Source organism: Hymenobacter cellulosivorans (genome assembly GCF_022919135.1).
Taxonomy (GTDB): Bacteria; Bacteroidota; Bacteroidia; order Cytophagales; family Hymenobacteraceae; genus Hymenobacter; species Hymenobacter cellulosivorans.
Genome location: NZ_CP095049.1, coordinates 2,874,011 through 2,893,690 on the forward strand (window position 1 = coordinate 2,874,011; position 19,680 = coordinate 2,893,690).

Here is a 19,680-nt window from a genome sequence, read left to right on the forward strand (position 1 = left end):
TATAAATTGATAAATCCAATTTATTATAAGAACAAAACAATAATGGGTCGAGCAATAGCCAGCTTTCATCTACTTTTTCAAGGGGTTGCTCTACTTTAAGTTCTTCGTTGTAATTGGTTTAGATACCTTTTAGTGAAATGGCTTCCGGGTTCTGCTCAATTCACGGGCGCTATTGCTCTTTCTTCTTATGCCTGCTCCCGCCAACACACCTCTCTGCCATGAAACGATTCACCAGTACTCCCAGCGCGGCCCTACCGCCCGTAATTCTGGGCGTTGAGCTGACCATCGCCAACCACCAGGGTCTGCGTAAGTCCATCCGGTCGGCCTTCGGGTTGAATACGCGGGCCATCAACCTGCGCATTGACCCCAGCATGGACCTCATCTATCTGTGCGAAACCACGCTGCCCAGCACCCTACCCTGCCTGGCCAGCCTGACGCGGCCCGGCGTAATAGCCGTGCTGCTCCGTTCGGTGCGGCTGGAGTGGCACCCGGATGCTAACCAGAATATTGGGCGCGGCACCCCCACGCTGGCCGCCCTGGAAAGCGGCAATTGCTTTCTGACCGCCAACGGCCGGAAGGTGGCCATTGCCTCCTTCACCACGCGGCACGTGCACCCCACCCGGATTGTGATGGAGTCTTTGGGCCAGCCTAACCTGCTGGAATATTTGCGGGCGGAGGCCTTTACCCTGGAAATTTCGGGAACCAACCGGCGGCGGCTAACCCGCCCGTTGGCCTTTAGCGCGGTGCTGGAATTTGACGTGCAGCTAGCCCCCGGTGCCCAGGCCTGAGCTTGTAAATTGCTCTTTTCCTGTCCTGAGGAAGCAGTCAGGAAGCAAAAAAGCCAGCCCCGAGAGGCTGGCTTTTCCTGGACAGGTCATACAGCTGCTTAGTGCGCTGCGTCCTGGTGCACGTTGTTGGTCTTTTTACAGCAGTCTGGGAGCCGGTCGTAGGCCCGGGTTTCGGCTACCTGGTCGTCGGCATCGTAGCCGGCGCGCTGCACGGCAGTGCGCAGGGTGGCCGGGGTGGTCTTATCAGGGCGGTACGAAACGGTCAAGACTTTGCTGGGCACATCGAGGGTAGCTTGCTGCACGCCTTTCTCGTAGGCCAGCGTTTTCTCCAGGCGGGCTTTGCACATGTCGCACACAGCCGACGTCTTGATTTGGAAGACCTCCGTGGCGGAACTTTTGGCTTTAGCCGAAGCGGTAGGCGCGGTTTGCGCAAAGGAGAACTGGGCGGTGAGCAGCAGCGCGGCGGCCAACCAGAAGGATTGGAGCATTTTCATACGAAGCAAAAAAGGAAGAAGGGTTGGGTCAAAGTCCAGCTTGACTGTTCCGGTAACAAAGAACTTGCCGGAAGAATTGCTTGAAGTTATTCAATTGTAAAGCGCAGGCCGGCGTACGTGAGTCGTCCGTAGGTAGGGCCCCAAATCATAGCCGCGTCGAAGTCGGGGCCGAAAGGAGCATTGGCGCCCGCAATGGCATCGGGCTGGCGGTAGTTGGTCAGATTCTCTACGCCCACGTACACTTCCAGCCGCTTAAAGGCCCGGGTCACCTGGGTGTTGAGCAGGGCATAGCGCGGCGCGTACCGAAGCTCCGGATTCATGACCATCGGGCCGTGCAGTAGGTCCATAGCGGTAGGCGCATGAGCCAAAGGCCGCTGCCCAAACCACTGGGCCGTCAGATCAGCCCGCCACTTGTCAAAGGCAGTGGCATAACCCACATTGGCAAACAGCCGGTGGCGGGGCGTAAGCGCCTTGGGCAACAGTTTATCGGCGTAGGTGGTGCGCACATCCAGGTACTTATAAGCCGCCTTGGCCTGCAGGCCTTTAACGGGCTCAACCTGTACTTCCGTCTGGAAGCTGCGCGAAAAAGACCGTCCGCCCGCCTGCAAGTTGGCAATGTACAGCACCGAGGGCAGCGAATACGCATCAGCTACCACCTGATTCTGGAATGTGGTGTGGTAGTAGTCGGTTACGAACGTGGCGGGCCGGCCAGCTACCTGGAAGTACTGCGTAAAGCTGCCTCCCACGTTCCAAGCCTTTTCTGGCCGCAGATCAGAGGCTATAATAAAACTGCGGGAGCTAACCAGCATCCCCGAGTTTTCGGCAATAGGATTAGCCGTGCGGAACCCCGTACCCGCGGCCAGGCGCAGCACGGTATTGGCCGTGGCGTCGTACTTCACATTCAAGCGCGGCGTGAGCATCCAGCCGTAGAGGTTGTGCCGGTCGAGGCGCAGGCCGCCCACCAGGGTCAGATTACGCGCATTCTGGTAGGTGTATTCGGCAAAGGCGCCCGGCACCTGCTCCAGGCGGTTACGCTGCTCGGTCGGGTAAGGCTCGACAGGGGGAGTACCCAGAAAAGAGAAGCCGTTCTGAAATGCCTCCTGGTATTTGTCGTGCAAATAACTCAGCCCCAGCCGGTACGTGTGGGCTGTGGTACCCAGCACGCTCTGAAACAGCAGCGTAGCCAGCCCCGTGCGCTGGGTGCCGTCGTAGGTCCGGACGCCGTAGCTGGAATCGAAGGTGTGGTTGGTACCGCTGAGCAGCAAGCCCAGGCTCTGGTACGGGCGGCCGGGCCAGGTGTACGACGTTTTGGAAAAGCTGGTGTAGCGGTTCGTCGTCAGTGTGGTGCCATAATAGTTGCCGGGGGTATCTTTACGAAACCCTAGCTGCCCACCTTCCCGGGTTTCGCGCAGGGCACCCAGGCCCAACTCGCTCACAATGCCGTTGCCCGATTTGTACTTCCACTTATTGAACACGTTGTACTGCATAGCCAGGGGCAAGTCCAGAAAGCCGTCCTTGTTCCGGTCGACGCGGCGGCCGAGGTGGTCGGAGTGTAGCAGCAGGGCCGTGCTCACCTGCTTGGATAGCGGCGTAGCCAAGTTCAGGTTGAGGTCAAATTTGCCCAGGTCGTTGCCGTAGGCATTGAACAAAAGCCGCTCGGCCTTGTCGGGCTCCTTCAGGCGGACGTTTACCTGGCCCGAAATACTCTCGTAGCCATTCACCACCGAGCCCATGCCCTTGATGATGTCGATGCCCTCAATCCAGGTGCCGGAGAGGTAGCTCAGGCGGTAGGGCGTAGCCAGGCCCCGTAGCGCCGGCAGGTTGTCGACGGTAAGCAGGGAATAGGCCCCGTCGAGCCCCAGCAGCTGAATCTGCTTGGCTCCCGACACGGCGTCGGTGGTCGATACTTCCACCGCGGCGTTGGTTTCGAAGCTTTCGGCCAGGTTGCAGCAGGCCGATTTGGTCAGGTCGTGGCTGGTAATGACCTGGGTGTTGGTCGGCGGGAGGGAAGAATAGGCCGGGGCCCGGTCCTGTACTGTCACCTCGCCTAGCTCCACGGAGCGGCGCAGGGCCACTCGCACGAAGCTTTGATCTGTGGCCTCCACAAGGAGGGTGTCGGCTTTGTAGCCGATAGAGTTGATAATCAAATGGCTGGCTGCGCCCCGAGCGGGTCGCACCAGTGTGAATTTGCCGGCGGCATCGGTGGTGGCGCTGGAGCCCGCGGCTTCCAGCCAGCGCACTACGGCCCCGGGCAGCGGCGACTGGGCCACGGCATCGGTAATCTGGCCCTGAACGGGCGCAATAGCAGCAGATTGGGCGAAGGCCCCCGCGCAACTCAGCACAAGGCCAAGCGTGGCGGTGAAGCGTCGCCCTGAAGTAGACGGCATAGTAGTCAGTAAGTTAGAACTCTTCTCGGAAAAAATCCGGGGTGTGGTCTCGCTCCCCGGAGCGCCGGAAGAAATTCTAAACCTGCCAGGTGCACACAAACCTCAGCAACGCACGGCCCGCCCGCAGGGGTGGCGACGAGTCGCTGGCGTGCCAGGGCGTCGGGGGAGCCAGCTGCGGGCTAGGGGGGAGGCTGGGGCTATAGCTACTGGGCAGCCAGCCGAGCACCGGCGTGGGCAGCAGTAGCTTGGTATGGCTTACTGGGGCCGCCTCCAGCTTGTGAAAGTGGGTGCCGAACTCGCAGCACGACTTTTTAAATTCCGCTCTGTTTTCCTGGTGGGCCGTGCCCTTCGCCCTAGATGGGCACTTGTGCTCAGGCGCACTGAATACAATAGCGGCCGAGCTGAGGCCGCTACTGCGGCAGGTGTGCGACTGTACCGCCAGCCCTACCGAAGTAAGGAGCACGAGCAGGGCCATAAAGCCGCTGAAGAGCCGGTGGCGCAGTGGGCGTTTCACGCCGGCAAAGATACAAACGAAAGGACAGAGGGGCGGCAGAATCTGCGGGGCCGCAGCGCTATTGGCGGTCGGCTTAGGAACGGTAAAAGAGTGATGCAAGCCAGAGGTAAAGCTGTAAAAGCCTAACTGCCATTTTGGCAAAACCACCTTTCTCACTCCTCTCGGATTTCCTCGTAGTGCCCGCTGAATTGATAAAAACAGGCTTATTTAGTTCAAAAACGCATTTTTACGTAGTGGTAGAAAATGGTAAATCGTGGTTGCCTTTTCCTAGGCATTGCGTACTTTTGCTATCATCCCGTTCCCACGCCTCGTCGGCAACCCCTGGCATCTATGAACCTTCTCTCTGGCGAATATGAGTGCAAGCTGGACCCGAAAGGGCGCTTGGTGCTGCCCGCCAAGGTGAAGGCCAATCTGCCCGAGGCTTCGGCTAACCAGCTCGTGCTGGTGCGCGGGTTTGAGCCCTGTCTGGTTTTGTACCCACGCCAGGCGTGGCGCGTGATTCACGACAAGGTGATGGCCCTGGATGAGTTTAACGAGGAGTACCGGCAGTTTCAGCGCAACTTCTTCCGCGGCATGACCGAGGTAGAGCTCGACAACATCGGGCGCTTTATGCTGCCCCGCACCATGCTGCGCTACTCCGGCATCGAGAAGGAAGCTATTATCGTGGGCCTGGGCAACCGTTGCGAAATCTGGGACCCCGAGAAATACGACGAGTTCCTGATCAAAGACCAGCAGAGCTTTTCCAAGCTGGCCCAGAAGTTTTTAGCCACCGACACACCGCCCGCCAGCGGCCCCCTTGCCGCATGAGCCCCGACTACGAGAACGATACCGCCTACCACCGCCCCGTGATGCTCACCGAGTGCCTCGAAGCCCTCGACCTGCGCCCCGATGGCCGCTACGTGGATGTGACCTTCGGCGGCGGCGGGCACACGGCCCGCATCCTGGAGCGTCTGACCACCGGCCATCTCTACAGCTTCGACCAGGACGCCGACGCCGAGCACGAAGCCCAGCAACTGGCCCGGCCCCAGTTTACCTTCATCCGAGCCAACTTCCGCGACCTGCACGCCGAGCTGGAGCAGCGCGACGCCCTGCCCGTAGATGGCCTGCTGGCCGACCTGGGCGTATCGTCGCACCAGTTTGATACGCCGGAGCGCGGCTTCAGCACCCGCTTCGACGGGCCCCTGGACATGCGCATGGACCCCGAGGCCGACCGCACGGCCGCCGACATTGTGAACGAGTATTCCGAGGCCGAACTGCACCGTATTTTCGGCATGTACGGCGAAGTGACCAATGCCCGGACCCTGGCCAAAACGCTCACCACAGCCCGGCGCGGGCAGGCCATTCAGACTATTGCCGCCCTGAAAAAGGCTATCCAGCCCTGCACGCCCCGGGGCAAGGAAAATAAGTACCTGGCCCAGGTATTTCAGGCCCTGCGCATCGAGGTGAACGACGAAATGGCGGCCCTGCAGGAAATGCTTCAGCAAACGGCCCAGGTGCTGCGCCCCGGCGGCCGCCTCGTCGTTATGTCGTACCACTCGTTGGAAGACCGGCTGGTGAAGAACTTCATGGCCAAGGGCAAGTTCTTCGGGGAAGCCGAAAAAAACTTGTTTGGCCACACCAATACCCCTTTCGAGGTGCTCACGCGCAAACCCGTGGAAGCCACCGCCGAAGAAATTGCCCTCAACAGCCGGGCCCGCTCGGCCAAGCTGCGCATTGCGGTGCGCCGCGACGAATGAGGCGGAGTTTGGCCGGATTTTCGTGCCGCGCCGCCCTCCCCGTGCCGTTGACTTTTTAAGCCGATACGCCAACCTCCTTTTCCTCTCCCGAGATTTTGGCTACCAATACCCTCAAACCCGTCGCTAATACGCCGCCCCGCGCCAACGTGCCCCGGGAGGTGACGCCCCCGCCGGTGCTGCCTGACCCTGTGCCGGCCCCCGAGCCGGAACCGGCCCCGAAGCCCAGAGCCAAGGCCCCCAAGCGTGAGAAGGCCGCGCCCCGCAGTACCTGGAGCGTCTTTACCCTGCTCGACCGGCTCACCAGCGTCGACAGTATCTTCCGGGAAGGGCTGCCGGTGCAGTACCTGCCGCACGTGCTGTTCGTGATGTTTCTGATTCTGATTTACATCGGCAACACCCACTGGGGCTACCGCATGAACCGCAGCATTCAGAAACTCAAGCTCGAAACCGAAGACCTGCGCGCCGATTACACAACCCTGAAGTCGGACTACATGGAGGCCAGCAAGCAAAGCGAAGTGGCCCGCAAAGTAGCTGCCTACGGCTTAGTGGAAAGCTCCTCGCCGCCGTTCCGCATCACCGTGCCCGCCGGCCGCCTCGACGAAGCCGAACTGGATGCCTTGCCCGTCATCACCGCCGACTCTCTGGCGGCCATGTCGGCGGCCGATTCGTTGGCGCTGGCCGATTCGCTCGGTACTGTTGGAGCCCGGCCGGCTGCGGCGCACGCCGTAACTAGCCATAGCTCAGGTAGCCACACGGCGAAGGCCAAAACGCGGTCTGCAGCAAAAAAAGCCACGGCCAAGAAACCGGCGGCTAAGACTACTACAAAAAAGAAAACCACCAACCCTTCCCGCCAGAGTCATGAAAGGAAGCGTTAAAAAATCCATTGTAACCCGGGTTCGGCTGGCGTTTTTGGGCGTCTGCCTGTTTTCGTGCGCCATCATCTGGAAGGTGTCGCGCATCCAGTTCAAGGAAGGTGACAAGTGGCGCGCCCTGGAGCAGGAGCGCCGCATCGTGTATCAGCCCGTATTTGCTACCCGCGGCAACATCTACTCCGACAACGAGAGCATCATGGCTACCTCGCTGCCCTTCTTCCGGGTAGCCTGGGACCCGAGCGTGGTCGACGACAAAACATTTGACAGCGGAGTTGATTCGCTGTCGTTGCTGCTGTCGCGCTTTTTCGGCGACCGAACCCCCAAAGAGTATTACCGCCGGCTGAAGAATGCTAAAAGCGGTAAGCTCCGCTACGTGCGACTCAACTCCCGGCAGATCAACTTCCAGGAGAAAAAGATGCTGGCCCAGTGGCCCATTTTCCGGGGGGGCAAAAACAAGGGCGGCGTTATTTTCGAGAAGGTCGACAAACGCTTCCGGCCCTTCGGAGGTCTGGCCCAGCGCACCATCGGCTTCCTGAACGAAGACAAAAACGGCGCGGGCCTGGAGTTTACCTACAACCGCCACCTGGCCGGCAAGGACGGGGAGGCCTTGTTTGAGCGCCTGCCCGGCGGCAACAAGCCCATCTACGACGGTACCGAAGTAAAGCCTCAGCCTGGCTACGACGTGAAAACTACCCTGGACATCAACCTCCAGGACGTGGCCGAAAACGCGTTGTATAAGTCGCTGGTGGACAACAGCGCCCAGTACGGCTGCGTGATTCTGATGGAAGTGCAGACCGGCGAAATCAAGGCCGTGGCCAACCTGGGCAAGGTGGCCGACGGCGTGTACCGCGAGGATTACAACTACGCCATTGCCGACCAGGGCCGCACCGAGCCGGGTTCGACCTTCAAGCTGGCTTCGATGATGGCCCTGCTGGAAGACAACCCCAGCCTTTCGCTCGACGACACGGTGAATACCGGCCGCACGGGCTCCATGCGCATTGCCGGGGCCGTCAAGACCGATACCCATGCCTACGGGCAGCTGTCGGTGAAGCAGGTCATTGAGAAATCTTCCAACATCGGGGTAGCCAAGCTCATCAACGACCATTTCTCGCCCAACCCCAGCAAGTACACGGACTACCTGAAAAAGTTTGGCCTGGGCCAGCCGCTGGGCTTCCAGATGGCCGGGGAGGCCCGGCCCTATATTAAGGATCCGCACGACCGTTCCTGGAGCCGGACTTCGCTCAGCACCATGTGCATTGGCTACGAGCTCAAGCTGGCGCCCCTGCAGACGCTGGCTTTCTACAACGCCATTGCCAACAACGGCGTGAAGGTGCAGCCCATGATTGTGCGCGAAATCAAGCAGGCCGACAAGGTGCTGGAGCGCTTCGAAACAAAGGTGCTGATTCCTAAGATCTGCTCAGATGAAACCCTGAGCAAGCTGCGCCAGATGCTGGAAGGCGTGGTGCTGGAAGGTACGGCCAGCGCTATTCGCACGCCCGACTACAGCATTGCCGGCAAAACCGGTACGGCCTGGAAATTCAAGAACGGCCAGTATACCAAGCAGTACTCGACCAGCTTCTGCGGCTATTTCCCCGCCGACAACCCCAAGTACAGCTGCATTGTGGTAGTCGATTCGCCGAAAGGAGCCAACTGGTCGGGAGCCCAGGTAGCGGCCCCAATTTTCCGGGAGGTGGCCGACAAGGCCATGGCCCGCGACATGGCCAGCCAGCGCCCCTTGCTGGCCCGGGCTCCTGCTAATAAATCGAAAGTGCCGTATGTGCGGGCCGGCTTGCAGGATGAGCTGACGCTGGTGTGCCAGAAGCTGGGCGTGAGCAACCATTCCCAGGCCTCCGGCGACGACTGGGTGCGGGCCAACCGGGCTGACTCGAACGTGAATGCCGTGGACTGGAAGCCGGTGGCCGTGCGCCCCGGCCGGGTGCCCGACGTAACCGGCCTGACGCTGCGCGACGCACTGTTTCTGCTCGAAAACCGGGGGCTGCGCGTCAAGGCGGTGGGTACTGGGCGGGTACGGCAGCAGTCGGTGGCGGCGGGCAGTGGCATCCGGCGCGGCACCGTCGTGACCCTGGCCCTGGAGCCGATTGGCTCTAAGTCGGCCGTGGCTCCCCAGGCCCTGCCGGCACCCGAGCCTACCCAGCTCACCGAAAACAAGCTGATTACCGCCGTCGACCAGGACGAAACAAAGCGTATCAAGGCCCTCAAGGCCAAGCGCCTGGCCCAGTACCGCCTGTCCCAGGAAGCTGCCCGACGCGCCGAAGCGGCCAAGCCCAAAGCCTAAGGCCGGTTTTACCTCTTTTACTCACCCGAAAAAGCGGTTTTCTTGCCGCCCTCCTCGTTTGAATACTGCCGATAACCTAGCTGTTCCTCTTTCCTCGCTGCTAACGGACCTCGTGGTGCGGGCCCAGGCGGGTCCCAACGACCCGCCGGTGCAAAGCCTCACCCTGGACTCCCGCCAGTCCAAGCCGGGCGCAGTGTTCTTCGCCCTGCGCGGTGCCCAAACCGACGGGCACCAGTTTATTGCCAAAGCTGTGGAGCTGGGCGCGTCCGTAGTGGTGTGCCAGGAAATGCCCGCCGAAACCGTTGCCACCACGACTTACGTGCAAGTGGCCGACAGCGCCGAGGCCATGGCTTACATGGCGGCGGCGTTTTACGGTCATCCTTCGCGCCAGCTCAGGCTAGTGGGCGTGACGGGCACTAATGGGAAAACCACCTGCGCTACGGTGCTCCACAAGCTGTTTCGGGAGCTAGGCTACCACGTAGGCCTGCTGAGCACGGTCCAAAACCAGATTGACGAGCAGGTTATTCCGGCCACTCACACCACCCCTGACGCCATTCGGCTCAACGAGCTGCTGGCGCAGATGGTGAAGGCTGGGTGCACGCACTGCTTTATGGAGGTTAGCTCCCACGCCGTGGTCCAGCACCGGGTGACCGGCTTGCAGTTTGCCGGCGGCGTGTTTACCAACCTCACCCACGACCACCTCGACTACCACGGCACCTTCGACAACTACCTCAAGGCCAAAAAGGGCTTCTTCGACAGCCTCGGCAAGAAAGCCTTTGCCCTGACCAACGCCGACGACAAGCGCGGGATGGTGATGCTGCAGAACACGGCCGCCCGCCGTGAAACATATTCGCTGCGCGGCCCAGCTACTTACCGCGCCCGACTGGTGGAAAATGCTGTGCATGGCCTCCACCTCGACGTCGACGGCCGCGACGTGCAGTTTCGCCTCATCGGGGTGTTCAACGCCTACAACATCCTGGCCGTGTACGGCGCGGCCGTGCTGCTGGGCGAGGAGCCGATGGAAGTGCTGACCGTGCTATCGGGCCTGACTTCGGCGCCGGGCCGCTTCGAGCCGATTCTGGCCGAGAAAACCCGCATTACTGGTATTGTGGACTACGCCCACACGCCCGACGCCCTGGAAAACGTACTCGACACCATTGCTGACATTCGCCAGCCCAGCCAGCAGGTCATTACGGTGGTGGGCTGCGGCGGCAACCGCGACGCGGCCAAGCGGCCCATCATGGCCAACCTGGCCTGCAAGGGCTCCAGCCGCGTGGTGCTGACCTCCGACAACCCGCGCTTCGAAGACCCCAACGACATCCTGCAGCAGATGCAGGCCGGCGTGCAGGTCGCCGATTTGGGCAAAGTTCTAACCATTGCCGACCGGCGCGAGGCCATCAAAACGGCCGTAGCGTTGGCCCAGCCCGGCGACATTGTGCTGGTAGCCGGCAAAGGCCACGAAAACTACCAGGAAATTAAGGGCGTCAAGAATGACTTCGACGACAAGAAGGTCTTGCAGGAAATGTTTGAGCTGCTGGGAAAGTGAAACTCAGCCTCGCAACATTAGAGCCTTTTAACAGCCGACTACTAGAAAATCTGCACAAACGCAACAGTTGCCCAACCCCAAAAAAGCCAAACCTTTGCAGCTTGGAATAACCCCAACTGAGACCCGCTGAACCCCGCGCCAATGCTTTATTACCTGTTTACCTTTCTCGACAAGCACTACAACCTGCCAGGCGCGGGCGTTTTCCAGTTTATTTCGTTTCGGGCGGCTATGGCCGTCATTACATCCCTCATTATTGCCCAGGTCTTCGGCGCCCGCCTTATCCGGGTGCTGCAGATGAAGCAGGTGGGCGAAAGTATCCGGGATTTGGGCCTGCAGGGGCAGATGGAGAAGAAGGGCACTCCCACCATGGGCGGCCTGATTATTCTGCTGGCCATTCTGGTGCCGGTGCTGCTGTTTGCCAAGCTCGATAATATCTACATCGTGCTTATGCTGCTGAGCACCGTGTGGCTGGGTCTCATCGGTTTTCTGGACGACTATATTAAGGTGTTCCAGAAAAATAAGGAGGGCTTGAGCGGGCGCTTCAAGGTGCTGGGCCAGATTGGGTTGGGTATTACCGTGGGCTGGGTGCTGTTTTTCAGCAAGGACGTGACCGTGCGTCAGTACCTGCTGCCCAATGGTCAGCTTTCGGCCGTGGACGCCAGCACCGTGTACCAGGACGTGAAGCTGATGATTACTACCATTCCGTTTGCCAAGAATAACGAGCTCAACTACGGCAACCTGTTTGCCTACGCCGGCCCGTTTTTCAACGGCCTCTACAGCTTCCTCTACATCCCGATTGTGATTCTGATTATCACGGCAGTATCCAACGGGGCTAACATCACCGACGGCCTCGACGGGCTGGCAGCCGGTACGTCGGCCATCATTGGCGTGACGCTGGCCATTTTCGCTTTCGTGAGCGGCAACTCTATTCTGGCTGACTACCTGGATATTATGTTCATTCCGAACTCCGGAGAGTTGGTAATCTTCTGTACCGCCTTCGTGGGGGCTTGCATCGGGTTTTTGTGGTACAACAGCTACCCGGCCCAGGTCTTCATGGGCGACACCGGCTCTTTGGCCATCGGTGGCATTATTGCCGTGCTAGCCCTGATTGTGCGCAAGGAGCTGCTGATTCCAGTGCTCTGCGGCGTGTTTTTGGTTGAAAACCTCTCGGTAATGCTGCAGGTGGGCTGGTTTAAGTACACCAAGCGCAAGTATGGCGAAGGCCGCCGGTTGCTGCGCATGTCGCCGCTGCACCACCACTACCAGAAGCTGGGCTACCACGAATCCAAAATTGTATCCCGCTTCTGGATCATCGGCATCATGCTGGCCATTTTTACCCTCGTTACGCTTAAGCTGCGCTAAATTTTAGAACTCAGAAGTCAGAGCTTAGAACGTAGACTTTTGATCCACTCATTTCTAAGCTCTAGGTTCTAAGGTCTACGTTCTCAAAAGCCATGTCTAAAAAAATCGTCATTCTCGGTGCGGCAGAAAGTGGAGTAGGGGCGGCGCTATTGGCGCAGGCCAAAGGCCACACCGTGTTTGTTTCCGACAAAAGCCCGATTCAGCCTATCTATAAGGAGAAGCTGACGGCCGCTGGTATTCCCTTCGAGGAAAGCACGCACACGCTGGAGGAGATTTTGACGGCCGACGAGGTGGTGAAAAGCCCCGGTATTCCGGAAAAGGCGCCCGTCATTCAGGCTCTGCGGGAAAAGAAGATTCCGGTGATTTCCGAAATAGAGCTGGCCGGGCGCTACACCAAGGCCCGCTGCATCTGCATCACTGGCACCAATGGCAAAACCACGACCACGCTGCTCACCTACCATTTGCTGAAGGAAGCGGGCCTGAAAGTAGGCTTGGCCGGCAACGTGGGCTACAGTCTGGCCGAACAGGTTATTGCCGACGAGCACGACTACTATGTCGTGGAGCTCAGCAGCTTCCAGCTCGACGACACTTATGACTTCCGCGCCTGGGTGGCGGTGCTGCTCAACATCACCCCCGACCACCTCGACCGGTACGACTACTCCCTGGAAAAGTACGCCCACGCCAAGCTGCGCATCACCCGCAACATGGACAGCAGCGGCTTTTTTATTTACAACGCCGACGACCCGGTTATTCAGCAGGAATTCGCCGCGGTGTTCAGCCAGACCAACCTGCTGCCCTTCAGTCTGCACCACCGCCCCGATTATCACCTGGCTGGCTACTATACTTCAGAAACCGAGCTTCGTACCAATCTGGCGCCGGGCCTGAATGAGCAGCCGGAACAGATCAGCACGGCCGGCTCCCCGCTGATTGGGCAGCACAACCGCCAAAATACCCTGGCCGCCGTGCTCTGTGCCCGGGTGGTGGGCCTGAGTGAGGAGCAGATTGAAAGCGCCCTGGCTACCTTCCGCAACGCCGACCACCGCCTGCAGCCTGTAGGCGAAATCAACGGGGCCCGGTTCATCAACGACTCCAAGGCCACCAACGTGGAAGCCGCCTGGTTTGCCCTCGACGGAATCCAGCAGCCCATCGTCTGGATTGCCGGCGGCACCGACAAAGGCAACGACTACAGCAGCCTGCTGCCCTTGGCCCAGGAAAAAGTAAAAGCCCTGATCTGCCTGGGCCTCGACAACGAAAAGCTCAAGGCCAGCTTCGGCTCCATCGTGCCCCACCTGGAAGAAACCCGGAGCATGACCGACGCCGTGCGCCGCGGCGCCGCCCTGGCCGCCCCCGGCGACGTGGTGCTGCTCTCGCCCTGCTGCGCCTCCTTCGACTTGTTCAAAAACTACGAGGACCGCGGCCGGCAATTCGCAGCGGCAGTCAGTGAGATGGTGAAATCGTGAAATGGTGAGTTTGTCGTTATGACCGCTCCCGCTTCGTTGCCCATCAGCTCACCAGTTCACCTTTTCACAATTTCACCATCATGGACCCGATCAAAACCTGGCTGCAGCGGAATCTGAAAGGTGACCCTATTCTGTGGGCCATTGTGATTCTGTTTTCGCTCATCAGTATTGCCGTAGTGTATTCTGCTACCGGCACGCTGGCGTACAAGAAGATGAGTGGCAACACCGAGTATTTCCTTTTCAAGCACACCAGCCTGATTTTCATCGGCCTGTTCTTCATGTGGCTGGCTCACCGCATCGACTACCGCTACTACTCGCGCCTGTCGCTCTACGCCCTGCTGATTTCGGTGCCCCTGCTGTTGTTCACCTTCTTCATGGGCGGCGACATCAACGGGGCTTCCCGCTGGATGACGATTCCGGTTATCAACCAGACGTTTCAGCCCTCCGACTTGGCCAAACTGGCCCTGATTTCTCACCTGGCCAGTATGCTTAGCCGCCGCCAGCAGCACCTCGATGACTTCAAATCGACGTTGCTGCCGGTAATGGTGTGGGTGGGAGCCATCTGTGGCCTGATCATTCTGAGTAACGCCTCAACGGCGCTGCTACTGTTTGCCACCTGCATGCTGCTGATGTTTATTGGGCGGGTTCCCCTCAAGCACATGGCTGTCATGGTGGGCATTTTCATCGTTCTGGGCGGTACCGGTCTGGTAGTCGGACAGCGCCTGGGTACGTTTGTGTCGCGCATCACGAATTTTACCGACAAGACCAAAAAGACGCCCTTCCAGCTGGAGCACAGTTACATTGCCATTGCCACCGGCGGTATTGCTGGCAAGGGCCCGGGCCAGAGTACGGAGCGCAACATCTTGCCCCACCCGTATTCCGACTTTATATACGCCGTTATTATCGAGGAATACGGGTTGGCCGGCGGGGCTTTCGTGCTATTCCTGTATCTAGCCTTCCTTTATCGAGGGCTCAAAACGGTGATGAACAGCTACGGAGCCTTCGGGGGGCTGCTCTCGGCGGGGCTGGCGTTTAGTCTGGTCTTGCAGGCCATGGTCAATATGGGCGTGGCCGTGGGACTGGGCCCAATTACCGGCTTGCCGCTGCCCCTGCTGAGCATGGGCGGCACCTCCCTGATTTTTACCGGTATCAGCATCGGCATTATTCTCAGCGTCAGCCGCGGGGAGCGGGAAGTTCGGCCCATGACCGGCGAGCCGGAAGACACGGTCCGCATCCCGAAGAAAACGGCTTACGCCTAGCGGTGAGTTGGTGAGATGGTGAACTAGTGCGTTGTCGTTCAATCGGCGCCACTTGAACCCCAAGCTCACCAGTTCACCATCTCACCAACTCACCACTTAGAAGTGCCCAAAACGACTTTATATAGCGCCTCTTCCCAGCCCCGGCCGTACCGCGTGATAATCAGCGGGGGTGGTACGGGTGGTCATATATTTCCGGCTGTGGCCATTGCCAACGAATTGCGTCGCCGTCAGCCCGACGCCGAAATTCTGTTTGTGGGCGCCAATGGCCGCATGGAAATGACGCGCGTGCCCGAGGCTGGCTATAAGATTGTGGGCCTGGATATTGCTGGCCTGCAGCGCCGCCTGACGCCCCAGAACCTGCTGTTCCCGGTGAAAGTATTCCGCTCGGTGCGCAAGGCGGGCAAGCTGCTCCAGGAGTTCAAGCCAGATGCCGTGGTAGGCGTGGGCGGCTACGCTTCGGCCCCGGTGCTGCTGGCGGCCACCTCGCGCAATATTCCGGCCCTGATTCAGGAGCAGAATTCCTACGCCGGCCTAGTCAATAAGCTGCTCAGCCGCCGTGTTAACCGGATTTGTGTGGCCTATGACGGCATGGAAAAGTTCTTTCCCGCCGATAAGCTCGTACTGACCGGTAACCCCGTGCGCACCGAAATTGCCAGCGGCAACCGCGCCGACGCCCTGGAGTTCTTCGGCCTTTCGCCCGAGAAAAAGACCTTACTGGTCATTGGCGGCAGCCTGGGCGCGCGCACCCTGAACGAAGCCACCGCCGCCGCCCTGACCCGCCTACAGGCCGCTGGGATTCAGCTGCTGTGGCAAACCGGCAAGCTCTACTACCCTAAAGCTGCCGCCGAAGCAGCCCCATTTGCCGCCGATAAGCTGCAGGCCTTAGAGTTTGTGCAGCGCATGGATCTGGCCTACGCCGCCGCCGACGTGGTTATCAGTCGGGCCGGCGCCTTATCGGTGTCGGAGTTGTGCCTGACCGGCAAGCCCAGCATTCTGGTGCCCTCGCCCAACGTGGCCGAAGACCACCAAACCAAGAATGCTCTGGCTCTGGTGGATAAAGATGCCGCCCTGCTCGTGTCGGACGCTGAAGCTCCCACGAAGCTTTACGACCAGGCTCTGGCTTTGCTCAATGACCCGGCCCGGCAGCAGCAGCTCAGCCAAAACGTAAGCCGCCTGGCTTATCCCCACGGTACCACGACCATCGTGGATGAACTCTTAGCCCTCATGGACCGCGCATGAATCCCGTAGCCGCATTTCCGAACGTCTATTTTCTGGGTATCGGCGGCATTGGCATGTCGGCCCTGGCCCGTTGGTTTCAGGCCAATGGCCACCGCGTAAGCGGCTACGACAAAACCGCCACGCCCCTGACCGAGGCCCTGGCCGCCGAAGGCATTCAGGTGCACTACGACGATGCCGTGGAGAGCATTCCGGCCGAAGTGCGCGAAAACCGCGCCCAGACGCTGGTGGTCCTCACGCCTGCCATTCCCAAAGACCACAAGGAATGGGCCTGGCTGCGGGAGCAGGGCTACGACATCCGTAAGCGTAGCCAGGTACTGGGCGTACTCACGGCCGGCCGCTACACCATTGCCGTGGCCGGCACCCACGGCAAAACCACGACCAGCAGCATGGTTGCTCATTTGTTGCACCACGCCGGCGTGCCCTGCGCGGCCTTTTTGGGCGGCATTTCCGTGAACCTGGGCTCCAACGTCCTGCTGCCCCCGTCTAGTGAGCTAACAACAGACAACCAACAACTGACAACGACTCCAGTGGTAGTCGAGGCCGACGAGTACGACCGGAGCTTCCTGACTTTGCATCCCGACATTGCCATTGTCACCAGCACCGATGCCGACCACCTCGACATCTATGGCAATAAGGAGGCGCTGGTTGAGTCGTTCCGGCAGTTTGTAGCCCAGATCAAGCCCGGCGGCACGCTTATTCTCAACCACACCGCCGACCAGAGCATTGCCCAGTCGGTAGCCAACGGCGTGCGGGTTATTCGCTACGGTCTCTCGGCCGAGCAAGGTCCCGAGCTCTACGCCGCCCAGATTACAGCTCAGGGTCACCAGTTCCGTTTCGACCTGCACAGCCCACTTGGCGACGTGCAAAATTTGGCGCTGGCCGTGCCCGGCTACCATAATGTGGAAAACATGCTGGCCGCCTGCTTGGTTGCTCAACTACAACACGTAGGGGAGGAGCAGTTGAAAAGTGCGGTTGCAGCGTATCGGGGCGTCAAACGCCGGTTTGAGTTTATCGTCACCAAAGGCGACAAGGTGTACGTGGACGACTACGCCCACCACCCGCGTGAAATAGATGCCTTCCTTCGCTCGTTACGGGCTTTGTACCCCGGTAAGCGCCTGCGCGTCGTGTTTCAGCCCCACCTCTTCACCCGCACCCGCGACTTTGCTCCCGGCTTTGCCCAGAGCCTGAGCCTGGCCGATGAAGTCGTGATGCTCGACATCTACCCGGCCCGGGAGCTGCCGCTGGAAGGCGTGACCTCCGAATTGATTTTGTCCCAAATAACGGCTTCGCACAAGTCGTTGCAAACCAAAGCGGAAGTCCTGGCTGCGGCCGAATCAGACGATACTTTCGACGTGTTAGCCACCGTCGGCGCTGGGGATATTGACCAGCTTGTACCACGGCTAAGGAATATTTTAGATATTCGCTGGAATGGAGCTGAAGCGTAAAGCCAACAACCTGATTTTTGCCACTGGGTGCCTCGTGCTGCTCTCGGGGCTGGCCGTGTTTGCCGGAGTCCGGCAGGCCAGCCGCCCCGTGGGCCAGGTCATCGTGACTATTGGCAACGAGTTCAACAACTACTTCATCAGTGAGCGGGAAGTAACGGCTTTATTAACCCGCAATGGCAACCAGCAGCTCGAGGGTGCCCACCCCGACGACCTTGACCTTAAAGCCCTGGAAGCCCGCCTCAAAGCGCACAGCTTCGTTAAGGAAGCTCAAGTATACCGCGACCTGGCCGGCAATTTGCACGCCGACGTGCGCCAAAACCGTCCGATTGCCCGCCTCGTACACGCCGATACCCGCCTGGATAGCTACCTCGATGCCGAGGGCAAGAAACTGCCGTTGTCGTCGTTATTCACTGCCCGCGTGGTGCCCATTTCCCGGCTGGGGGGCGGGCCGCTCCAAGCTGGCTTTTTCCAAGATTCCACCGGTCGTCAGTATCTGGCGTTTTTGCGCTATATTGATGAGCATCCGTTCTGGCGGGCCCAGGTAGCGGAGGTATTTATTGGCCCTAATGGCAAAGTTTCCTTCACCCAGCAAGTGGGGGACCAACGAATAGAATTTGGCTTTCCGGAGAATATTTCGGAAAAATTTGCGAAACTGATGGTATTTTACCGTCAAATTCCTCCGGTCTTGGGCTGGGACACGTACCACCGCGTCAACGTTGAGTTCAAAGATCAAATCATTTGTGAGTAACGAAATCTTGCGTAAACGCCCAAAAACGGCGTTTTTTGCAACTGAAATCATAGCACCAACCGCACCCCACTCGTCCTTCCTTCCTCATGCAAAACGATAAGATTGTAGTCGGCCTCGACATTGGCACCACCAAAATTTGCGCTCTGGTAGGGCGGAAAAACGAGTTTGGGAAGCTCGAAATCCTGGGCATGGGCAAAGCCGTGTCGGAAGGAGTGGTGCGCGGTATCGTGTCGAACATCGACAAGACGGTGGATGCAATCCGGAAGGCAATTCGGCAAGCCGAAGAACAGTCCGGAATCAATATTGGCGTCGTGAACGTGGGCATCGCCGGCCAGCACATCAAGAGCCTGCAGCATAACGGTAGCATCACCCGCAATTCCGCCGAAACGGAGATTACCGTGGACGATGTAAATCGTCTTACCAACGATATGTACCGCCTGGTTACCCCGCCCGGCTCGGAAATCATCCACGTAATGCCCCAGGACTACAAGGTGGACTACGAGGAAGGTATCATGGACCCCGTGGGCATGTCGGGCGTGCGCCTGGAAGGCAACTTCCACATCATCACGGCCCAGAGCACGGCCATCAACAACATCAACAAGTGCGTCACCAAAGCTGGCCTGGAAATCGATAACCTGATTCTCGAGCCGCTGGCTTCGAGCATGTCGGTGCTGTCGGAAGAAGAAAAGGAAGCTGGTGTGGCCCTGATTGACATTGGAGGCGGCACCACCGACCTGGCTATCTTCAAGGACGGTATCATCCGCCACGCCGCTGTGCTGCCCTTTGGTGGCAACATCGTGACCAGCGACATCAAGCAGGGCTGCGCCGTCATGCAGAACCAGGCCGAGCAGCTGAAGGTGAAATTCGGCAAAGCCATTGCCGAAGAAGCATCCGACTACGAAATCGTGAGCATCCCCGGCCTGCGCGACCGGGCTCCTAAGGAAATTTCCCTCAAGAACCTGGCCCACATCATCGAGGCCCGGATGGAGGAAATCATCGAGCTGGTGTACGCCGAGATTCAGCGCACTGGCCACGGCGACAAGCTCGCGGCTGGCATCGTGCTGACCGGCGGCGGCTCTCAGCTCCAGAACCTGGTGCAGCTCACCGAGTACGTAACGGGCCTCGATACCCGCATTGGCTACCCCAATGAGCACCTGGGCAAAAGCAAAATTGAGGCGGTGAAGTCGCCGATGTACGCTACCACTGTAGGCCTAGTACTAGCCGGTTACCGCTCGATTGACGAGCGAGTGAGCCGTTCGTACGAGGAAGAGGAGCAGTACCGCCCAGCGCCCGAGGTTCGGGCCGCTGCGCCGGTTGCTCCCCAGCCGGCCCCCGCACCCCAGCCCGCCCCGCCGAAGAAAACTTCGGGCGCTGGCAAGTTCTTCCAGGACATCATCAGCCGTACGAAAGGCCTGCTGATTGATGACTTTGACGACAAGCAGTACTAAATCATTTAACATTTAACAATTATCAGTTGACACTTCCCCGGGCAGAAAAGCTTGTAGATGCAGAGTAGTTGAGTGATAAATGATAA

Annotated in this window: 16 protein-coding genes; 13 read left to right on the forward strand and 3 right to left on the reverse strand. The window is 59.3% G+C overall.

All coding sequences use genetic code 11. From position 1 onward, the window contains the following. Positions 1-218 precede the first annotated feature (218 nt). Positions 219-788: a hypothetical protein gene (locus MUN80_RS12210; RefSeq protein WP_244724396.1), complete on the forward strand. Its 570-nt coding sequence runs from the start codon at positions 219-221 to the stop codon at positions 786-788. A 98-nt stretch (positions 789-886) separates the two neighbouring features. On the opposite strand, the gene MUN80_RS12215 is transcribed toward MUN80_RS12210, so the two are convergent. The 3 genes from MUN80_RS12215 to MUN80_RS12225 form a co-directional block, all read right to left on the reverse strand. Next, entirely contained in the window at positions 887-1,282 is a 396-nt protein-coding gene (locus MUN80_RS12215) for a heavy-metal-associated domain-containing protein (protein WP_244724399.1), read from the reverse strand. Between the two features lie 86 nt (positions 1,283-1,368). Continuing rightward, a complete protein-coding gene (locus tag MUN80_RS12220; protein ID WP_244724401.1) occupies positions 1,369-3,669 on the reverse strand; it encodes a TonB-dependent receptor in 2,301 nt (766 codons plus the stop codon). Positions 3,670-3,745: 76 nt separating this feature from the next. Continuing rightward, positions 3,746-4,183 (reverse strand): HYC_CC_PP family protein, encoded by a 438-nt coding sequence (locus MUN80_RS12225; protein ID WP_244724404.1) that lies wholly within the window; start codon positions 4,181-4,183, stop codon positions 3,746-3,748. A gap of 330 nt (positions 4,184-4,513) precedes the next feature. On the opposite strand from MUN80_RS12225, the gene mraZ reads away from it, so the two are divergent. The 12 genes from mraZ (at position 4,514) to ftsA (ending at position 19,594) form a co-directional block, all read left to right on the forward strand. Then, a complete protein-coding gene (mraZ, locus tag MUN80_RS12230) occupies positions 4,514-4,990 on the forward strand; it encodes a division/cell wall cluster transcriptional repressor MraZ (RefSeq protein ID WP_244724407.1) in 477 nt (158 codons plus the stop codon). Continuing rightward, positions 4,987-5,919: a 16S rRNA (cytosine(1402)-N(4))-methyltransferase RsmH gene (gene rsmH / locus MUN80_RS12235; protein WP_244724410.1), complete on the forward strand. Its 933-nt coding sequence runs from the start codon at positions 4,987-4,989 to the stop codon at positions 5,917-5,919. Before mraZ ends, rsmH begins: the two co-directional genes overlap by 4 nt. 95 nt (positions 5,920-6,014) lie before the next feature. Further along, a complete protein-coding gene (locus tag MUN80_RS12240) occupies positions 6,015-6,794 on the forward strand; it encodes an FtsL-like putative cell division protein (RefSeq protein ID WP_244724413.1) in 780 nt (259 codons plus the stop codon). After that, entirely contained in the window at positions 6,778-9,087 is a 2,310-nt protein-coding gene (locus tag MUN80_RS12245) for a PASTA domain-containing penicillin-binding protein (protein ID WP_244724415.1), read from the forward strand. Before MUN80_RS12240 ends, MUN80_RS12245 begins: the two co-directional genes overlap by 17 nt. Positions 9,088-9,145: 58 nt before the next feature. After that, positions 9,146-10,633, forward strand: coding sequence for a UDP-N-acetylmuramoyl-L-alanyl-D-glutamate--2,6-diaminopimelate ligase (locus tag MUN80_RS12250; protein WP_244724417.1), 1,488 nt, complete (start codon positions 9,146-9,148; stop codon positions 10,631-10,633). Positions 10,634-10,774: 141 nt separating this feature from the next. Continuing rightward, complete coding sequence (gene mraY / locus MUN80_RS12255) at positions 10,775-11,995, forward strand: phospho-N-acetylmuramoyl-pentapeptide-transferase (protein WP_244724419.1); 1,221 nt, start codon at positions 10,775-10,777, stop codon at positions 11,993-11,995. 92 nt (positions 11,996-12,087) lie between these two features. Then, positions 12,088-13,455 (forward strand): UDP-N-acetylmuramoyl-L-alanine--D-glutamate ligase, encoded by a 1,368-nt coding sequence (murD, locus tag MUN80_RS12260; RefSeq protein ID WP_244724421.1) that lies wholly within the window; start codon positions 12,088-12,090, stop codon positions 13,453-13,455. A gap of 80 nt (positions 13,456-13,535) precedes the next feature. After that, complete coding sequence (locus MUN80_RS12265) at positions 13,536-14,714, forward strand: FtsW/RodA/SpoVE family cell cycle protein (RefSeq protein WP_244724423.1); 1,179 nt, start codon at positions 13,536-13,538, stop codon at positions 14,712-14,714. Positions 14,715-14,816: 102 nt separating this feature from the next. Continuing rightward, the gene (gene murG, locus MUN80_RS12270; protein WP_244724425.1) at positions 14,817-15,953 is read left to right on the forward strand and encodes an undecaprenyldiphospho-muramoylpentapeptide beta-N-acetylglucosaminyltransferase; all 1,137 of its coding nucleotides are present in this window, start codon (positions 14,817-14,819) and stop codon (positions 15,951-15,953) included. Continuing rightward, the gene (murC, locus tag MUN80_RS12275; protein WP_244724427.1) at positions 15,950-17,398 is read left to right on the forward strand and encodes a UDP-N-acetylmuramate--L-alanine ligase; all 1,449 of its coding nucleotides are present in this window, start codon (positions 15,950-15,952) and stop codon (positions 17,396-17,398) included. The genes murG and murC overlap by 4 nt, the downstream gene beginning before the upstream one ends. Then, positions 17,382-18,146: a cell division protein FtsQ/DivIB gene (locus MUN80_RS12280; protein WP_244724429.1), complete on the forward strand. Its 765-nt coding sequence runs from the start codon at positions 17,382-17,384 to the stop codon at positions 18,144-18,146. The genes murC and MUN80_RS12280 overlap by 17 nt, the downstream gene beginning before the upstream one ends. A gap of 86 nt (positions 18,147-18,232) precedes the next feature. Next, the gene (ftsA, locus tag MUN80_RS12285; protein ID WP_244724444.1) at positions 18,233-19,594 is read left to right on the forward strand and encodes a cell division protein FtsA; all 1,362 of its coding nucleotides are present in this window, start codon (positions 18,233-18,235) and stop codon (positions 19,592-19,594) included. Positions 19,595-19,680 lie beyond the last annotated feature (86 nt).